This window comes from Exiguobacterium sp. FD-YE-25-4 (genome assembly GCF_057004685.1).
The window spans coordinates 924,919-941,467 of the sequence record NZ_CM168041.1 but is presented as its reverse complement, the minus strand read 5'-3'; the positions used below and the strand labels follow the sequence as shown (position 1 = coordinate 941,467).

Sequence of the window (16,549 nt, the reverse complement as noted above, 5' to 3'; positions counted from 1 at the left end):
AGACGAGGGGGTTCCCTCGTCTTCGCTCAATCTTCGTCTTGCGTCAACAAATCGTAAATCGCTTTCCACGCCTCGTCTTTTCCTTCGGCTGTCTCAGCCGAGAAGGCGACGAACCGGTCCGTCGATTCAAACTGTAGCTTCCGTTTGACGGCCGCCTCATGTTTTTGACGTTGCGCTTTCTTGATTTTATCGAGCTTCGTCGCCACGACGATGACCGGAATCTCGTAATGCTTCAAGAAGTTGTACATCGTCACGTCGTCGCCCGACGGTTCATGACGGATATCGACCAAGAGGACGACGCCACGGAGGGCGCTTTGCGATGTCAAGTACTGCTCCATCATGACGCCCCACTTCTCGCGCTCCGTCTTCGAGACTTTCGCATAGCCGTAACCTGGAACGTCGACGAACATGATCTCATCGTTGATGTTGAAGAAGTTCAGCGTCTGCGTCTTCCCTGGCTTGGAAGACGTGCGCGCGAGCGCTTTCCGCTGACAAATCTTGTTGATGAACGACGATTTCCCGACGTTCGAACGTCCAGCGAGTGCGACTTCCGGCAACTCGTGAATCGGATAATGGTCCGGTGCGACGGCACTCGTGACAAATTCTGCTTTAGTGATTTTCATTATTTAATTTCCTCCAAATGCTACTTCTAATACTTGATCGAGCGTCGTGACCGGGACGAACGTCAATTTCTCACGGACGGTGTCTTGAATGTCATCGATGTCCCGCTCGTTGTCTTTCGGGATGACGATGGTCGTCAAACCGGCGCGGTGTGCGGCGAGCGCTTTCTCTTTCAACCCACCGATCGGCAGGACGCGGCCACGGAGCGTGATCTCTCCGGTCATGCCGATATCACGGCGGACTTTCTTACCGGTCAATGCCGAGATGAGCGCCGTCGCGATGGTGATGCCGGCCGATGGACCGTCTTTCGGAACGGCACCTTCCGGGACGTGGATATGCACGTCTTGGCGCTCGTAGAACGTCGGGTCAATCCCGAACCGTTCCGCGTTCGAGCGGACATAGCTATACGCCGTCTGCGCCGACTCTTGCATGACGTCACCGAGTTTCCCCGTCAACTGGAGCTTGCCCTTTCCTGGCGCGAGCGCCACTTCGATCGTGAGCGTGTCGCCTCCGAACGCCGTGTAGGCGAGTCCAGTGACGGCACCGATCGAGTCTTCCGTCTCGCCTTTGCCGTAGCGGTACTTCGGTTTCCCGAGGTAGTCGCCGAGGCTCTTCAGCGAGACGGTGACGCGTTTCTTCTCGCCAATCGCGATTTGCTTCGCCGCTTTCCGGCAAAGCGAACCGATGACGCGTTCTAAGTTACGGACGCCGGCCTCACGCGTGTAACGGCGGACGACCTCGTAAAGCGCGTCTTCTTTGATCGTGAGCTGGCTCTTTTTCAAGCCGTGCTCTTTATACTGCTTCGGCACCAAGTGACGTTTGGCGATTTCGACTTTCTCGAGTTCCGTGTAGCCGCCGATTTGGATGAGTTCCATCCGGTCGAGCAGCGGAGCCGGGATTTGCGAGACATCGTTCGCCGTCGCGATGAAGAGCACGTTCGATAAGTCGAACGGTTCTTCAATATAGTGGTCCGAGAACGAGACGTTTTGTTCCGGGTCGAGCACTTCGAGCATGGCCGACGCCGGGTCGCCCCGGAAGTCAGACGCCATCTTGTCAATCTCATCGAGCAAGAAGACCGGGTTTTTGCTTTCGGCCTGCTTCAATCCGCGGATGATGCGGCCTGGCATCGCCCCGATGTACGTGCGACGGTGTCCTCGAATCTCAGCTTCATCGCGCACCCCGCCGAGCGAGACGCGGACGAAGTGACGTTCAAGTGCCGACGCGATCGACCGGGCGAGCGACGTCTTCCCGACCCCTGGAGGTCCGGCGAGACAAAGGATCGGTCCACGGAGCGAGTTCGTCAATTGGCGGACGGCCAAGTACTCGAGGATTCGATCTTTCACCGACTCGAGGCCGTAGTGGTCGTCGTCTAGGACGTCGGCCGCATGTTTGACGTCGAGTTTATCTTCCGTCTCGATGCCCCATGGGAGCGAAGCGATCCAGTCGAGATAGTTGCGGATGACCGCGTACTCCGGTGACGTCGCCGGGACGACGTTCAACCGTTCGGCTTCGCGCATGACGTTCTTCCGTGTCGTCTCAGGCAAATCGAGCGCCTCGAGTTTCTCACGGAGACGGTTCGGTTCAGACTCTTGCGACTGGTCGCCGAGCTCTTGCTGAATCGTTTTCATCTGTTCGCGCAAATAATACTCTTTCTGTGCCTGCTCAATCGTCTTTTTCGTCCGTTCGCGCAACTCTTGCTCCAGCTCGATGATCTCGACTTCATGCGTCATGATCTCGAGCAGCTCTAAGCCGCGTTTGACCGCGTCGGCTTCTTCGAGCATCGCTTGGCGAATGTCGACGTCGACATCAAGTTTAGAAGAGATATAATCGGTCAACGACTCGAGTCGCTCATACATCTCAAAGCGGCGCCGTTCGTCCGGAGACAACCCTTTGATTGTCCCGACGAGTTTGCCGAACTGTTCTTTCAATAGGCGTACGAGTGCCGTCCGTTCGACTTCTTCCCCTTCGACGAGGTCAAGCGTCTCGACGTCGGCGAACCAGCCTTCTTTCGTCTCTTCAATCGAGTTGATCTTGACGCGCTCTTTCCCGACAAGACGAACACGGACCGTCTCGTTTGACAGCTCGCTCATCTTGGCGATATGGACGCGTGTCCCGATCGCATATAAGTCTTCCGGTTCAGGTGATTCTTTGCCTGTCTCTTTTTGTGTCACGACAATCAAATCTGTCTCGTGTTCCTTTGCGGCAAGGAGTGCCCGCAGAGAGAGCGGACGCCCTACGTCGATCGTCACGCCGATGAGCGGATACACGACGACTCCACGCAAAGGAAGGATAGGTAACTGTTCCATTACAACGCCTCCTGTGCAAAAAGGCCCAAAACTCGGATGTGCCGAGTGTTTGAGCCTTTTTCGTTAAAAATTATGCTGTCTCTTTATTGTCGCCTGTCTGTTCGACAGTACCATCGCGAAGCACGTATTTCGGACCGGCAAGACCCGTAATCGTTTCATCCGTGATGATGACTTTCTCGATATCGTCGCGCGATGGGACAGTGAACATCACATCGAGCATCATTTCTTCGATAATCGAGCGGAGACCGCGTGCGCCTGTCTTACGTTTGATCGCAAGCTTGGCGATTTCAACCAATGCCTCGTCTGTGAACGTGAGTTCGACATCGTCGAGTTCGAGCATTTTCTCGTACTGACGAACGAGGGCGTTCTTCGGCTTCGTCAAGATCTCGACGAGTGCTTCCTCGTCAAGCGTCGTGAGCGTCGCCATGACTGGTAGACGACCAATGAACTCGGGAATCAATCCGAATTTCTGAAGGTCTTCCGGAAGCGCGCGGGCGAGCAAGTCTTCTTGCGTCATCTCGCGGTTTTCTTGGTCGTTCCCAAATCCGATAACTTTTTTCCCGATACGGCGTTTGACGACCGCTTCGATGCCAGCGAACGCGCCGCCGACGATGAACAAGATGTTCGTCGTATCGATTTGGATGAACTCTTGATGCGGATGCTTCCGTCCACCTTGCGGCGGTACGCTTGCGACCGTACCTTCCAAGATTTTGAGAAGTGCTTGTTGGACACCTTCACCAGATACGTCACGCGTGATCGATGGGTTTTCCGACTTACGGGCAATCTTATCGATCTCATCGATATAGATGATCCCTTTTTCAGCCTTCTCGACATCGTAGTCCGCCGATTGGATCAGCTTGAGCAAGATGTTCTCGACGTCTTCCCCGACGTAACCGGCTTCCGTCAAGCTCGTCGCATCCGCAATTGCGAATGGGACGTTCAAGACGCGGGCCATCGTTTGAGCGAGAAGCGTCTTACCGCTACCAGTTGGTCCAATCATGACGATGTTCGATTTCGAAAGTTCGACATCATCAGAACGGCCACCGGCGTTGATGCGTTTATAGTGGTTGTAGACGGCTACCGAAAGCGCACGTTTCGCCCGGTCTTGACCGATGACATACTCGTCTAAGATGTTACGAATCTCTTGTGGTTTTGGAATGTCTTTGAATTCTACTTCTTCTTCGACACCGAGCTCTTCCTCAACGATTTCATTGCAAAGCTCGATACATTCGTCACAAATGTATACGCCAGGACCGGCGACTAGTTTACGGACTTGTTCTTGCGATTTCCCGCAAAACGAGCATTTAAGTTGTCCCTTTTCCTCGTTAAATTTGAACATTCGGTACACCCCTTCTGAATGAAAATGGATGTAAGTGCGATAAATCGCCTATTTGTATTTTCAGGTGCAAAGCACTCTCGAAAAAACATTTACATCTCTGCGTTGCAATAATTGTAGCATGAACAAATCACTTCATCAAAGATAAACACATGCAAAGTGTCGTGACGAAAAAAAGGACGACTGCTGAGCAGCCGTCCTTCTGTCATCCGATTACTTCGCTTTCCCGTTTTCAACGAGAACGTCGATCGCTTTACGGAATTTGAGGTCACCTTTAAGTGTCTCGATTCCGCCTTGTGGCGCGAGCATTGTACGGAGTTGATCCGGTGCAATGTTGTAAAGTTTAGACATTTCTTCGAGTTCTTTCTCAGCATCTTCGTCAGACACTTCGATCGCTTCTTTCTCAGCGATTGCTTTCAAGACGAGACGAGCTTTAACGCGCTCTTCAGCTTGCTCTTTCATCTCTTCGCGCATCGCTTCTTCAGAAGTACCAGTGAGTTCGAAGTACATGTTGAGGTCGATTCCTTGTGAAGAAACACGTGTGCCGAACTCTTGAACCATGCGGTCTACTTCTTGGTCAACGAGTACTGCAGGTACGTCGATTGTTGCGTTAGCTGTTGCTTGCTCGACGAGTTGGTCGCGCATTGTGCCTTCCGCTTCTTGTTTCTTCGCAGTTTCTAAGCGCTCACGGATTTTCGCTTTCAACTCGTCGAGTGATGAAACTGACTCGTCGATGTCTTTTGCGAACTCGTCGTCGAGCTCAGGAACTTGCTTCGCTTTGACTTCGTGAAGTTTGACTTTGAATGTCGCTGGTTTACCCGCCAAGTTGTCAGCGTGGTACTCTTCAGGGAATGTTACTTCAACGTCTTTTTCTTCGCCAGCCGTCATGCCGATCATTTGCTCTTCGAATCCAGGGATGAATTGGCCTGAACCGATTTCGAGTGTGTAGTTTTCAGCCGTGCCGCCTTCGAATTGCTCTCCGTCAGCGAAACCTGCGAAATCAAAGACAGCTGTATCGCCGTTTTCGATTGCGCCTTCTTTGACAGCAAGCTCTGCGCCTTGCTGTTGAAGCGCGTCAAGTTCAGCTGTAACTTCTTCGTCAGTGACTGTTGTTTCAACAGCTTCGTACTCGAGACCTTTGTATTCGCCAAGCTCAGCTTCTGGCTCAACAACGAACGTTACTTTGAACGTTACAGGTTGGCCTTTTTCGAGCGTGCCGTCTACATCGATGTTTTCGAGAGCGATTGGTTCGAAACCAGCTTCTTCGACCGCACCTTGAACTGTGTCACGGTAGAGGATATCGAGCGCATCTTGATAGAGTGCTTCTTCTCCGTACATTTTGTTGAACATTGGGCGTGGCAATTTCCCTTTACGGAAGCCAGGCACGTTCAAAGTTTTGACGACATCTTTGAATGCGGCGTCAACTGCTTTATCAAAAGCTTCTGCAGGTGCTTCGTACGTGAGTACGCCTTGGCTACCTGATGTTTTTTCCCATTTTGCTGTCATGCTAAGTCCCTCCAACAATTCGTTTATACGTACAAAAATGTACAACAATCCGTATTATAGCATAAATCCGACGACTGCACACAAGGATTTAGTCTAGAAACGCCTCGGTGAAACGCATGTCCGCCTCAAGAATTTCGGCGGCGAGGCCGTCCGTTTCCTCATGTTGCAGGATGGCCGTTTTCGCTTGAGCAATCGCCGTCTCCACGGCAGACGCTTCCTCAGGCGTGAACGGGTAGTGCGTATACATGTAGTTCATGAGCAGCTGCGTCGCGATCTCGTCACCATATACCGCTCGCTGCAACCCGTTGACCATCGTCTCCCACGCTTCCGTGTGGATTTTCGCTTCGTCATGCGTCAATCGGTGCCGCGTCCCGAGGTCGGTCCATTCGATGACCGGCAGCTCGTCGAACGCCTTTTGGAGCACGATCAACTTCATCAACTTCGGCCGTTCCGCGACGAGGAGCTCTTTCAAGACGTTGTCGAGGACGTCATCGATATTGAAATGGACGTGTTCGAGCGTCTCGATTTGTTCGCCGATTCCGCCCCGGTTAAGGATTCGCTTCACTTTGGCGATCGCGGCTGGGAACTCGGTCAACTTCAACACTTGGAGCACTTGATGTGCTTGCGTGTTGACATGATCGGTCTTTTCTTGCCACTCGAGATACAGGTTGATCCAATGGGCCGCCTCGAACGGTTGGTCACGCATGATGTAATACTGGGCGATTTGAAGCCCGCCGGCTGCAGGTTCTTCTGCCACCGTCATCTGTGTCGTGACGAGCTCTTCGAGTTTCTCGAGCGTCTCCGGTTCTTCCGGTCGTTCCATCAGACATTGGAATATTTCCATGAAAATAAATGGATCGCCGGGCACTGCCTCGTACCAATCCCACAGAATCGGTTCGACCCGTTGCCGTTCCCCGGCCGCGTCTGCCTCTTGAATCATCTTCTGAAGCCGCGACCAGTTCCCTGGAAACGGGTACGCTTGCTCTTTTGCCATCTCCCCACACCCTTTCCATTCATCTCCATCTTCCTTTAGGAATCGATTCGTTGTCAATCAATACCCCGAAAAACGAAAAAAGAGACAACCTCCGTGGAGGCTATCTCTATTTTAAATGGAAGTGTCCCAAGAGGGATTCGAACCCCCGACCGACGCCTTAGCTTACCACCATGGCTTTCGCCACCAACGTGTGTTGTTTGTAGTCTGGACTATATCTTCACCATTTCAGGTGCGACACGTGTAGTCTCTACGGAACCTCACGAGCAAACTGCTCCTTCAATGGCTCTACCTCTAAAGGATGACCTTTAGTCCTTCGAACCACCTTGTCCCCGAAAGGAAATAAGTTTCCTCGGTATTACCATCAGCATCATCTGTTAAGGCTTCACCGATATAGTGTCGTCCACTCTATAGGTTTCTGTTTCCCTATAAAGGCTCCTATTTGTCTTGAAGGGCGTTGCTCTATCCAGCTGAGCTATTGGGACATTGACAAGAAAACTATAATAGAAAAATGGTTTGCTGTCAATTCCTTCTTTTCATTCCGTCACAGCTTTCCGCTCACATCGAGATCTTCGACGGCCGAACCGTCCTCTGACCGATAAAAGCGGACCGTTGCCTGTCCGTTCTCGAGATCCATCAGTACATACGTCTTGTCACTCCGTCCACGCGGCATGCGAATCGAACCCGGGTTCACGTAAAGCACCCCATCCTCAATCACAGCTCCGGCGACGTGCGAGTGGCCGAACAAGACGACGTTCGCCCCGACCTCTTCAGCCCGGTAACGCAACCGGTTCAAGTCGTACTTCACGTCGTGGTGATGGCCGTGGACGATGAGAATCGTCCCTTCAGCCGTCTCCTCGATTCGCTCGAGCGGGAGGTCGCCGCCGAAGTCGCAATTACCGCGCACCGTACGATACGGGAGCAGATGTTCATCGACGAGCGCGAGCTGGGAATCCCCACAATGGAACGCGTCATCGATTTCTTGTTCGTGCCGGTTGAAGATGATCGATAGTTCTTCTGTCAATCCGTGACTGTCACTGACTACGAGAAAACGCATACAGGTCACCCCTCCATAAACGGAATAATTTCTGCCTCTAACTTTCGTAGTGCTTGACCGCGGTGACTGACCGCCGCCTTTTCGTCGCGTTCAAGTTCTGCTGCCGTCTTGTGAAGTGACGGAACGATGAAGAGCGGGTCGTAACCGAAACCGTTCTCCCCATGAGGCGCGTAGCCGATCGTCCCTTCGATCGTGCCGCGTACCGTCAATGTCTCCCCTGTTGGTTTGGCGAGACAGAGGGCACAGATGAAGCGAGCCGTTCGGTCGGTCGCTCCGTTCAACTTCTCGAGAAGAAGCGCGTTGTTCGCTTCATCCGACTTCTCCGGTCCGGCGAAACGGGCCGAATGGACACCGGGTGCCCCGTCGAGCGCATCGACTTCGAGTCCAGAGTCATCTGCGAGGACGGCGTGGCCGAAATAGCGGGCCGCCTCCGTCGCCTTCAACTCGGCGTTCGCTTCAAACGTCGTCCCAGTCTCGTCCGTCTCTGGTGCGTCCGGATAATCTAGAAGTGATTCGACTTCGAATCCGAGCGGCGTGAGCATTCCTTCGATCTCTGCGACTTTTCCTTTATTGCGTGTTGCGACGATCAGTTTCATGTTGTTTCCTCCAATTGTTCCCCGACATACCACCACGAGGCACCGAGCGCGTCTTCGGCCGCTTTGAACAGCGTCTCGATTCCGCTTTGGGCCATGTGGAGCATCTCGTTCATCTCGAGCAACGTGAACGTCGCTTCTTCCCCTGTCCCTTGCACTTCGACGAAACGTCCGCTCGCCGTCATGACGACGTTCATGTCGACCTCGGCCGCGGCATCTTCTTCGTAGTTCAAGTCGAGGAGCAATTCGTCGGTCCGTCCGACCGAGATGGCAGCGACGCCTTCTTTGATCGGCGTGTCGTCGAGCTTGCCTTGCCGGATGAGCGCGTCGACCGCGAGGACGAGCGCGCAGAAGCCGCCTGTGATCGAGGCCGTACGGGTGCCCCCGTCGGCTTGGATGACGTCACAGTCGATCCAAATCGTCCGTTCACCGAGCCGTTCTAAATCGACGACCGAACGGAGCGACCGCGAAATCAACCGTTGAATCTCCATCGTCCGGCCCGACTGTTTGCCGCGCACCGATTCGCGGACCGTGCGGTTGCCGGTCGCACGCGGAAGCATGGCGTACTCGGCGTTGATCCAGCCTTGCTTCTTGCCGCGCAAGAAGTTCGGGACGCGTTCTTCGACGGTCGCCGTGCAGATGACTTTCGTGTCCCCGATCGAGATGAGGACTGACCCTTCCGCATGTTTATTCACATGGGGAACGATTTCGACGGGCCGGAGCTCGTCATGTTGTCTTTCGTTACGCATCGACACCGGACACCTCTACTTTCTCCGCTCTCACGGGTTGACCGAGCCATTCTGTCGCCAAACGGTCAAAGATGACGACATCCCCGGTCGCATAAAACTGGTGCACCGGGACCGTATCCAAATCGTTCTCGAGCTCTTTAAAGTCAAGGATGGCCGCTACTTCGAGCGCCGTCTCGTCACCGGACGAGATCAAATGGACGTCGGGTCCGACGACGTCTTGAATGACCGGTGCGAGCAGCGGATAGTGCGTACAGCCGAGGATGAGCGTGTCCATCTCGGAAGACTGAAGCGGACGAATCGTCTCAGCGACGATGTCGCGGACGCGCTCCCCATCGAGTTCGCCGGCTTCGACGAGCGGGACGAACGGCGGACAGGCGAGCGAATATACATCGATTTCGCCGGCCACGTGTCGGAGCGCCGTCTCGTATGAGTTGCTTTCAATCGTCATCTTCGTTCCGATGACGCCGATATGTTTATTGCGCGTTCCTTTGACGGCCGCCCGTGCCCCCGGGTCGATGACACCGATGACCGGGATATTGAGGCGTTTGCGCGCTTCTTTCAAGACGACCGCTGTCGCCGTGTTGCAGGCGATGACGATCATCTTCACGTTCTTACTTAACAGGAACTCGATCAGTTCCCACGTATAGGCTTCAATCTCATCGTGCGGGCGCGGGCCATACGGGCACCGTTCCGTGTCGCCGATATAAATTATTTCTTCTTTCGGTAGTTGGCGCATCAGTTCTTTGACCACGGTCAAGCCGCCAACTCCTGAATCGAGTACTCCAATCGCTCGTTTCATGATCATCACTTCCATTCCCATCTATCTTACCAAAAAAGCCGATTCTGAAAAAGAAACGGTCTCGTGACAAACAAAAAAGACGAGGTAGCCGATTGGCCGCCTCGTCCGTCGCTCAATTACTGAGCAAGACCTTCGCTTGTGAGCATGTCAGAAAGCGTGTTAACCGCTTCTTCTGCATCGTCACCAGCTGCAGTGATTTTGATTGTAGAATCTTTTGCGATTCCGAGTGAAAGTACACCCATGATCGACTTGAGGTTTACTGTCTTACCGTTGTACTCAAGGTTGATATCTGATTGGAATTTAGAAGCTGTGTTTACCAACTGTGTAGCTGGACGAGCGTGAATTCCTGAATCTGCAACGACTGTGAACGTTTTTTCCATGACGTGAGGTCTCCCTTCAAATTTCAATTCTACAGGCGAACCCGCAGAATAATTGTTTGTGAACTCATTATCAAATGATAGCGGATTCGCAAAAATTCTGCAAGCGATTTTTATATTCTGGAGTCCATTCGGTCGGACGACCGGATTTCGACAAGTGCACGAGGCTCGTACGCCCCGCAAACATGAGCTGGTCTCCATCATATGCCCCGTAATGAATATCACATGAAGTGTTTCCGACCGTCAAGACATTGGCATACACCACGATCGATTGCCGCGGCATCACTTGGCGAACGTAGTCGCACTGGGCGTCTGCCACGACGACAAATCCATCTTTTAACGAAAAACCTGTCGCTTCAAGCAACTCGATCCGCGCGTCCTCGAAATAGATGAACGGAATGGTGTTGTTCATGTGACCGTACGGGTCGCACTCCGAGAATCGGACTTTGACGTCTAGCGCGACCCCTGCTCTGACACGTGTTTCCCAATCGGCTTCCCGGAAGTACTTCGTCATCCGTAGCCTTACGCCTCGACCGCAGAACCGGTGCGGCCTTTGTCGCTACCGAAGAACGATTTGAAAGAGTGAAGCGTCGTCTGACGGTTCATCGCGGCGATTGATGTCGTGAGTGGAATACCTTTCGGACAAACTTCGACACAGTTTTGTGCGTTTCCGCACTGTGCGAGGCCGCCGTCTTCCATGAGCGCTTCCAAACGGTCTTCCGCGTGGAAGGCGCCAGTCGGATGCGAGTTGAAGAGACGGACTTGCGAGATCGCGGCCGGTCCGATGAAGCTCGATTTGTCATTGACGTTCGGGCACGCCTCGAGGCAGACACCGCACGTCATACATTTCGATAGTTCATACGCCCATTGACGTTTGTTCTCTGGCATCCGCGGTCCTGGTCCGAGGTCGTACGTTCCATCGATTGGGACCCATGCCTTCACTTTTTTCAACGCGTCGAACATGCGCTGACGGTCGACTTGAAGGTCACGGATGACCGGGAACGTCTTCATCGGAGCAAGACGGATCGGCTGTTCGAGCTTGTCGACGAGCGCCGTACACGATTGGCGCGGCTTGCCGTTGATGATCATCGAGCAGGCACCACACACTTCCTCGAGACAGTTCATATCCCAGTTGATCGGTGTCGTCTTGTCCCCGTTCGCATTGACCGGGTTTCGGCGGATTTCCATCAACGCCGAGATGACGTTCATGTTCGGGCGGTACGGGACGGTGAACTCTTCCGTATAAGCGGCTTGATCCGGTCCGTCCTGGCGTTCAATGATAAAACGAATATCTTTTTGTTCAGATTGCATCGGCGTCGTCATTTCGTCTTCGCCCCTTTCTTCGAGTAATCCCGTTTGCGTGGCGGGATTAACGAAACGTCGATCTCTTCATACGAGATATCGACTTCCCCTGCGTTGTAGCGTGCCATCGTCGTCTTCATGAACTTGTCGTCATCACGTTCCGGGAAGTCCGGTTTGTAATGAGCGCCACGGCTCTCGTCGCGTTTCAAAGCGCCAAGCGTGATGACGCGCGCGAGGTCGAGCATGTGGTCGAGTTGTCGGATGAACGATGCCCCTTGGTTGCTCCAGCGAGCCGTGTCGGTCGCGGAGATGTTGTTATAGCGTTCACGAAGCTCACGGAGTTTGAGGTCCGTCGCCTCGAGCTTGTCGTTGTAACGAACGACCGTGACGTTGTCGGTCATGAGTTCGCCGAGCTCACGGTGGATTTGATACGCGTTTTCCGTACCGTCCATCGCGAGGATGTCGTTGAACCGCTCGATTTCTTCACGTTCGTTGAAGTTGAAGAGCGCTTCTGCCACGCTCTCTGTCGCCTGGTCGAGACCGCGCATGTAGTGAACGGCCGCCGGACCGGCTTCCATCCCGCCGTATACGGCAGACAAGAGCGAGTTGGCCCCGAGACGGTTCGCACCGTGCATCGAGTAATCGCACTCACCGGCTGCGAACAAGCCTGGGATGTTTGTCATCTGATCGTAGTCGACCCATAGTCCGCCCATTGAATAGTGAACGGCCGGGAAAATCTTCATCGGGACTTTTCGTGGATCGTCGCCGACGAACTTCTCGTAAATCTCAAGGATCCCGCCGAGCTTGATGTCGAGCTCTTTTGAGTCTTTATGCGACAAGTCGAGGTACACCATGTTCTCGCCGTTGACGCCGAGCTTCTGGTTGACACAGACGTCGAAGATTTCACGCGTCGCGATATCACGCGGCACGAGGTTTCCGTAGGCCGGATACTTCTCTTCAAGGAAGTACCATGGCTTGCCGTCTTTATACGTCCAGACACGTCCGCCTTCACCGCGCGCCGATTCACTCATGAGACGAAGTTTGTCGTCCCCTGGAATCGCCGTCGGGTGGATTTGGATGAACTCACCGTTCGCGTAGACCGCCCCTTGACGATAGACCGCTCCAGCCGCTTGGCCGGTGTTGATGACCGAGTTCGTCGATTTGCCGAAGATGACACCTGGGCCGCCTGTCGCGAGGATGACCGCGTCCGATGGGAACGCTTTAATTTCCATCGAGCGCAAATCCTGACAGACCGCACCACGGCACACACCTGCTTCATCGATGATGGCCCGGAGGAACTCCCATCCTTCATACTTCTCGACGAGCCCTTGCGCCTCGTAGCGACGAACCTGCTCGTCTAGTGCGTACAGGAGCTGTTGCCCCGTCGTCGCACCGGCGTAAGCCGTACGGTGATGGAGCGTACCGCCGAAACGACGGAAGTCGAGAAGACCTTCTGGCGTCCGGTTGAACATGACGCCCATGCGGTCGAACATGTGGATGATCTTCGGTGCCGCTTCCGCCATCTTTTGGACCGGCGGTTGGTTGGCGAGGAAGTCGCCCCCATAGACCGTGTCATCAAAGTGTTGCCAAGGAGAATCCCCTTCCCCTTTCGTGTTGACGGCACCGTTGATGCCGCCTTGTGCACAAACTGAATGTGAACGCTTGACCGGTACAAGCGAGAATAGTTTTACCGGAACACCCATCTCAGCCGACTTGATTGTCGCCATGAGTCCAGCCAGACCGCCACCGATGACGATCAAACTTTGATTTGCCATGAACTTTTCCCCCTAATTACAAGATGCCCGCGAACGTCAAGATAGAACGGATGCCGACAAAAGATAGTGCCAAGAAGACGACGCCTGAGACATAGCTCATGAAGCGCTGTGAACGAGGCGACTGTGTGATCCCCCACGTGATGGCAAACGACCAGAGACCGTTCGCGAAGTGGAACGTAGCCGAGAGGATCCCGACTATGTAGAAGATGAGCATGAGCGGATTGTCGACGATGTTTTGCATCATCTCCGCATTCACTTCAACGCCACGCAACTTCGCCAAGCGCGTTTCCCAAACGTGCCATGCGATGAAGATGACGAGGAAGACGCCCGTGAAGCGTTGGAGCATGTACATCCAGTTACGGGCGTATGAGTAACGGTTCGTGTTAATCGAACCGAGGAACGCGTAATACACGCCATACACTCCGTGGAAGATCATCGGCAAAGCGATGATGGTGACTTCAAGGAAGTACAAGTACGGTAAGCTCTCCATAAATTTTGCTGCCTTGTTGAACGACTCCACCCCATCGACGATATAGTAGTTGACCGACAAGTGAACGATCAAAAACAAGCCGATTGGGATGACCCCAAGTAGCGAATGGACTTTACGACTGAAATAGTCACGACGCGCTGCCATTCTAGTTCCCCCTTTTCACGAGCCCTTGGCTCGTTTTGTAAATAAAAGCGTTTTCAAATGTAAATATAGCTTTCTGTCTCCTATTCTACTCTTGTGAAATTTGTATGACAAGACAACCCGACCGATTTGTGCCACATTCTTTTGCAAAATACCCGGTGACCAAAAGGTGAATCGTCGTTATAATGGTATAGAGAGAATGGAGTGATGGAAGAAGATGGAAACGATGAGCCAACCCACTTTCGCGATCGAACTGCTTCGCGATTATGTGTTGACGGATTTGCTCGGGGACGACTACGCTCAAGTCATCTATTGGTCGGGCAAACGGGTCGCACGCAAGTTCCCGGTCATGACGAACGACGAACTGAGCGCCTTCTTTATGGAGGCTGGCTGGGGGCAATTGACGCTCTTGAAAGAAAAAGGAAGTAAGTTCTTGTTCGAACTACTTCCCCCGCCTGCGACCCAAGAAAAGGCAACCGGCTACTTCCAGCTTGAGGCTGGCTTTTTAGCCGAACAAATTGCCGGTCGTTTCCAATGCGTCGCCGAGGGCTACGCCGATGTGGCGCGCCAGGCCGTCCAAATCACCGTCCAACTAGACCGAAAAGATACGTATGAATGACGAAGAGCCGATGCGAACTGACCGCATCGGCTCTTGTTTTATCTTCATTCGTCCGTCTCCTCATGAACGTATTGCAAAACGGTCTCGGCCAACTTCTCGGGCAGACCCGCTTCCTTCAACTGTTCGAGCGAGGCGAGGCGGATTTGTTTCATCGACCCGAAATGGCGGATCAACTGCTGACGTCGCTTTGGCCCGACGCCCGGGATATCGTCGAGCACCGACTTCGTCATCTTCTTCGTCCGCAAACTGCGGTGGAACGTGATGGCGAAGCGGTGGACCTCGTCTTGCATACGTTGGAGCAAATAGAACGCGCTCGAGCGCGAATTCAGTTCGACGACCCCGCCGCCTTCCCCGAACAAGAGCTGGCTCGTCCGGTGACGGTCATCTTTTTTGAGCGACCCGACCGGCAAGTCGAGCCCGAACTCGTTCTGCAGGACGTCGAGGGCGGCGTTCAATTGCCCGATGCCCCCGTCAATCAACAGCAGGTCCGGTAGACGCTTCTCTTCCGTCAACAGGCGACGGAACCGACGACGGACGACCTCTCGCATCGTCTCGTAGTCGTCCGGTCCTTGGACGGTACGAATCTTGTATTTCCGGTATTCCTTCTTGAGCGGCTTCCCGTCTTCGAAGACGACGAGTGCCGAGACGGCATCAGCCCCTTGGATGTTCGCGTTGTCGATGATGTCGACGCGTGACAAGTTCGGGATGCCGATCGCCTCACCGAGTTCACGCATGGCGAGGAGCGTCCGCTCTTCGTCGCGGGCGAGCAACTCGAACTTCTCGTTCAAGGCGATGCCCGCATTTTTCGTCGCCAAGTCGAGCAGCTGTCGCTTCGCCCCGCGCTTCGGTTGCATCACTTTCGTCCCGATCGCCTCGTTCAACAAATCGATGCGGACGATCTCGGGGACGAGCACTTCCTTCGGCAATACGTTCTGCTCGTAGAACTGGACGATGAAACTCTCGAGCTCCTCGGACGGTTCGCCGTGGAGCGGGAACAGTGATACGTCGCGCTCGATCATCTTGCCGCCCCGCATATAGAACACTTGGACGCACATCCAGCCGCGGTCGAGCGTATAGCCGAAGACATCGCGAGCTGTCGGGTCGGCCGTGATCATGTTCTGTTTGTTCATAATCGACTCGACGGCCCGGATTTGGTCACGGAGCTCAGCAGCTCGTTCGAACTGCATGTCTTCGGCCGCTCGTCCCATGTCGACTTGGAGCTTGGCGAGCGTCTCGCTCGTCTCCCCGTTCAAGAAGCGGCGAATCTCTTGGACGATGTCTTTTTGCTCGTCCGTGTCGACGGCGAGCTCGCAAGGTCCGAGGCACTGCCCGATATGGTAATACAGACAGAGCTTGCGCGGCATCGGTTGGCATTTCCGGAGCGGATACAGTTTATCGAGCAACCGCTTCGTCTCGTTGGCGGCATAGGCGTTCGGGTACGGACCGAAATAGAAGCCGCCGTCCCGCTTCAGCTTCCGCGTCGTGAGTAACCTCGGGTACGGCTCGTTCGTGATCTTGATGTATGGGTACGACTTGTCGTCTTTGAGACGGATGTTGTATTTCGGATCATGCTTTTTGATGAGCGTCATCTCAAGCAGAAGCGCCTCGAGTTCGCTCGCCGTGACGATATACTCAAAGTCGCGAATCTCAGCGACGAGGCGCATCGTCTTGATGTCATGCGCCCCTGTAAAATAAGACCGGACCCGGTTTTTCAGATTTTTCGCTTTCCCGACGTAAATGATCTCGCCGTACTCGTTCTTATGCAAGTAACAGCCGGGCTCATCCGGGAGCAGCGCCAATTTATGTTTAATGTGGTCAGAATGACTCAAATTCAATCACCTCAGTTTAAGTTCCTTCCAGACGGGAAAAATTTGATGAAGTCTCAGA

General features: G+C 53.8%; 16 protein-coding genes. 1 reads left to right on the top strand and 15 read right to left on the bottom strand.

Annotated elements, in window-relative coordinates:
• Nucleotides 1–26: 26 nt before the first annotated feature.
• The 14 genes from yihA to AC13H5_RS04775 form a co-directional block, all read right to left on the bottom strand.
• Complete coding sequence (gene yihA / locus AC13H5_RS04840) at nucleotides 27–623, bottom strand: ribosome biogenesis GTP-binding protein YihA/YsxC (RefSeq protein ID WP_034776812.1); 597 nt, start codon at nucleotides 621–623, stop codon at nucleotides 27–29.
• Between the two features lie 3 nt (nucleotides 624–626).
• Nucleotides 627–2,927 (bottom strand): endopeptidase La, encoded by a 2,301-nt coding sequence (gene lon, locus AC13H5_RS04835; RefSeq protein ID WP_034776810.1) that lies wholly within the window; start codon nucleotides 2,925–2,927, stop codon nucleotides 627–629.
• A gap of 70 nt (nucleotides 2,928–2,997) precedes the next feature.
• Nucleotides 2,998–4,266: an ATP-dependent protease ATP-binding subunit ClpX gene (gene clpX / locus AC13H5_RS04830; protein WP_034776808.1), complete on the bottom strand. Its 1,269-nt coding sequence runs from the start codon at nucleotides 4,264–4,266 to the stop codon at nucleotides 2,998–3,000.
• A gap of 210 nt (nucleotides 4,267–4,476) precedes the next feature.
• Nucleotides 4,477–5,769 carry a trigger factor gene (gene tig, locus AC13H5_RS04825; protein ID WP_483546405.1) on the bottom strand — a complete coding sequence of 431 codons (1,293 nt, stop codon included), beginning with the start codon at nucleotides 5,767–5,769 and terminating at the stop codon, nucleotides 4,477–4,479.
• 88 nt (nucleotides 5,770–5,857) lie between these two features.
• Nucleotides 5,858–6,763: a hypothetical protein gene (locus tag AC13H5_RS04820; protein WP_214797120.1), complete on the bottom strand. Its 906-nt coding sequence runs from the start codon at nucleotides 6,761–6,763 to the stop codon at nucleotides 5,858–5,860.
• A 541-nt stretch (nucleotides 6,764–7,304) separates the two neighbouring features.
• A complete protein-coding gene (locus tag AC13H5_RS04815; protein ID WP_034776800.1) occupies nucleotides 7,305–7,817 on the bottom strand; it encodes a metallophosphoesterase family protein in 513 nt (170 codons plus the stop codon).
• 5 nt (nucleotides 7,818–7,822) lie between these two features.
• Complete coding sequence (locus AC13H5_RS04810; RefSeq protein WP_034776799.1) at nucleotides 7,823–8,413, bottom strand: XTP/dITP diphosphatase; 591 nt, start codon at nucleotides 8,411–8,413, stop codon at nucleotides 7,823–7,825.
• Nucleotides 8,410–9,159: a ribonuclease PH gene (gene rph, locus AC13H5_RS04805; protein WP_034776797.1), complete on the bottom strand. Its 750-nt coding sequence runs from the start codon at nucleotides 9,157–9,159 to the stop codon at nucleotides 8,410–8,412. Before rph ends, AC13H5_RS04810 begins: the two co-directional genes overlap by 4 nt.
• Entirely contained in the window at nucleotides 9,152–9,958 is an 807-nt protein-coding gene (gene racE / locus AC13H5_RS04800; protein ID WP_138859767.1) for a glutamate racemase, read from the bottom strand. Before racE ends, rph begins: the two co-directional genes overlap by 8 nt.
• A gap of 116 nt (nucleotides 9,959–10,074) precedes the next feature.
• Nucleotides 10,075–10,338, bottom strand: coding sequence for a phosphocarrier protein HPr (locus tag AC13H5_RS04795; RefSeq protein WP_021066838.1), 264 nt, complete (start codon nucleotides 10,336–10,338; stop codon nucleotides 10,075–10,077).
• 70 nt (nucleotides 10,339–10,408) lie between these two features.
• Nucleotides 10,409–10,849 (bottom strand): acyl-CoA thioesterase, encoded by a 441-nt coding sequence (locus AC13H5_RS04790; protein WP_034776794.1) that lies wholly within the window; start codon nucleotides 10,847–10,849, stop codon nucleotides 10,409–10,411.
• Between the two features lie 8 nt (nucleotides 10,850–10,857).
• The gene (sdhB, locus tag AC13H5_RS04785; protein ID WP_200881496.1) at nucleotides 10,858–11,646 is read right to left on the bottom strand and encodes a succinate dehydrogenase iron-sulfur subunit; all 789 of its coding nucleotides are present in this window, start codon (nucleotides 11,644–11,646) and stop codon (nucleotides 10,858–10,860) included.
• Nucleotides 11,647–11,654: 8 nt separating this feature from the next.
• Complete coding sequence (gene sdhA / locus AC13H5_RS04780; protein ID WP_138859768.1) at nucleotides 11,655–13,412, bottom strand: succinate dehydrogenase flavoprotein subunit; 1,758 nt, start codon at nucleotides 13,410–13,412, stop codon at nucleotides 11,655–11,657.
• Nucleotides 13,413–13,428: 16 nt separating this feature from the next.
• Nucleotides 13,429–14,046 (bottom strand): succinate dehydrogenase cytochrome b558 subunit, encoded by a 618-nt coding sequence (locus AC13H5_RS04775; protein ID WP_034776788.1) that lies wholly within the window; start codon nucleotides 14,044–14,046, stop codon nucleotides 13,429–13,431.
• A 223-nt stretch (nucleotides 14,047–14,269) separates the two neighbouring features.
• On the opposite strand from AC13H5_RS04775, the gene AC13H5_RS04770 reads away from it, so the two are divergent.
• Nucleotides 14,270–14,662, top strand: a complete 393-nt coding sequence (locus AC13H5_RS04770) for a YslB family protein (RefSeq protein ID WP_251132917.1) — start codon at nucleotides 14,270–14,272, stop codon at nucleotides 14,660–14,662.
• A 44-nt stretch (nucleotides 14,663–14,706) separates the two neighbouring features.
• On the opposite strand, the gene uvrC is transcribed toward AC13H5_RS04770, so the two are convergent.
• Nucleotides 14,707–16,491: an excinuclease ABC subunit UvrC gene (gene uvrC / locus AC13H5_RS04765; protein WP_483546404.1), complete on the bottom strand. Its 1,785-nt coding sequence runs from the start codon at nucleotides 16,489–16,491 to the stop codon at nucleotides 14,707–14,709.
• Between the last annotated feature and the right edge of the window lie 58 nt (nucleotides 16,492–16,549).

Bases quoted from the DNA above. Each gene is read 5' to 3' on its own strand.
- yihA (WP_034776812.1), bottom strand. From the start codon at position 623: ATGAAAATCACTAAAGCAGAATTTGTCACGAGTGCCGTCGCACCGGAC.
- lon (WP_034776810.1), bottom strand. From the start codon at position 2,927: ATGGAACAGTTACCTATCCTTCCTTTGCGTGGAGTCGTCGTGTATCCG.
- clpX (WP_034776808.1), bottom strand. From the start codon at position 4,266: ATGTTCAAATTTAACGAGGAAAAGGGACAACTTAAATGCTCGTTTTGC.
- tig (WP_483546405.1), bottom strand. From the start codon at position 5,769: ATGACAGCAAAATGGGAAAAAACATCAGGTAGCCAAGGCGTACTCACG.
- AC13H5_RS04820 (WP_214797120.1), bottom strand. From the start codon at position 6,763: ATGGCAAAAGAGCAAGCGTACCCGTTTCCAGGGAACTGGTCGCGGCTT.
- AC13H5_RS04815 (WP_034776800.1), bottom strand. From the start codon at position 7,817: ATGCGTTTTCTCGTAGTCAGTGACAGTCACGGATTGACAGAAGAACTA.
- AC13H5_RS04810 (WP_034776799.1), bottom strand. From the start codon at position 8,413: ATGAAACTGATCGTCGCAACACGCAATAAAGGAAAAGTCGCAGAGATC.
- rph (WP_034776797.1), bottom strand. From the start codon at position 9,159: ATGCGTAACGAAAGACAACATGACGAGCTCCGGCCCGTCGAAATCGTT.
- racE (WP_138859767.1), bottom strand. From the start codon at position 9,958: ATGAAACGAGCGATTGGAGTACTCGATTCAGGAGTTGGCGGCTTGACC.
- AC13H5_RS04795 (WP_021066838.1), bottom strand. From the start codon at position 10,338: ATGGAAAAAACGTTCACAGTCGTTGCAGATTCAGGAATTCACGCTCGT.
- AC13H5_RS04790 (WP_034776794.1), bottom strand. From the start codon at position 10,849: ATGACGAAGTACTTCCGGGAAGCCGATTGGGAAACACGTGTCAGAGCA.
- sdhB (WP_200881496.1), bottom strand. From the start codon at position 11,646: ATGCAATCTGAACAAAAAGATATTCGTTTTATCATTGAACGCCAGGAC.
- sdhA (WP_138859768.1), bottom strand. From the start codon at position 13,412: ATGGCAAATCAAAGTTTGATCGTCATCGGTGGCGGTCTGGCTGGACTC.
- AC13H5_RS04775 (WP_034776788.1), bottom strand. From the start codon at position 14,046: ATGGCAGCGCGTCGTGACTATTTCAGTCGTAAAGTCCATTCGCTACTT.
- AC13H5_RS04770 (WP_251132917.1), top strand. From the start codon at position 14,270: ATGAGCCAACCCACTTTCGCGATCGAACTGCTTCGCGATTATGTGTTG.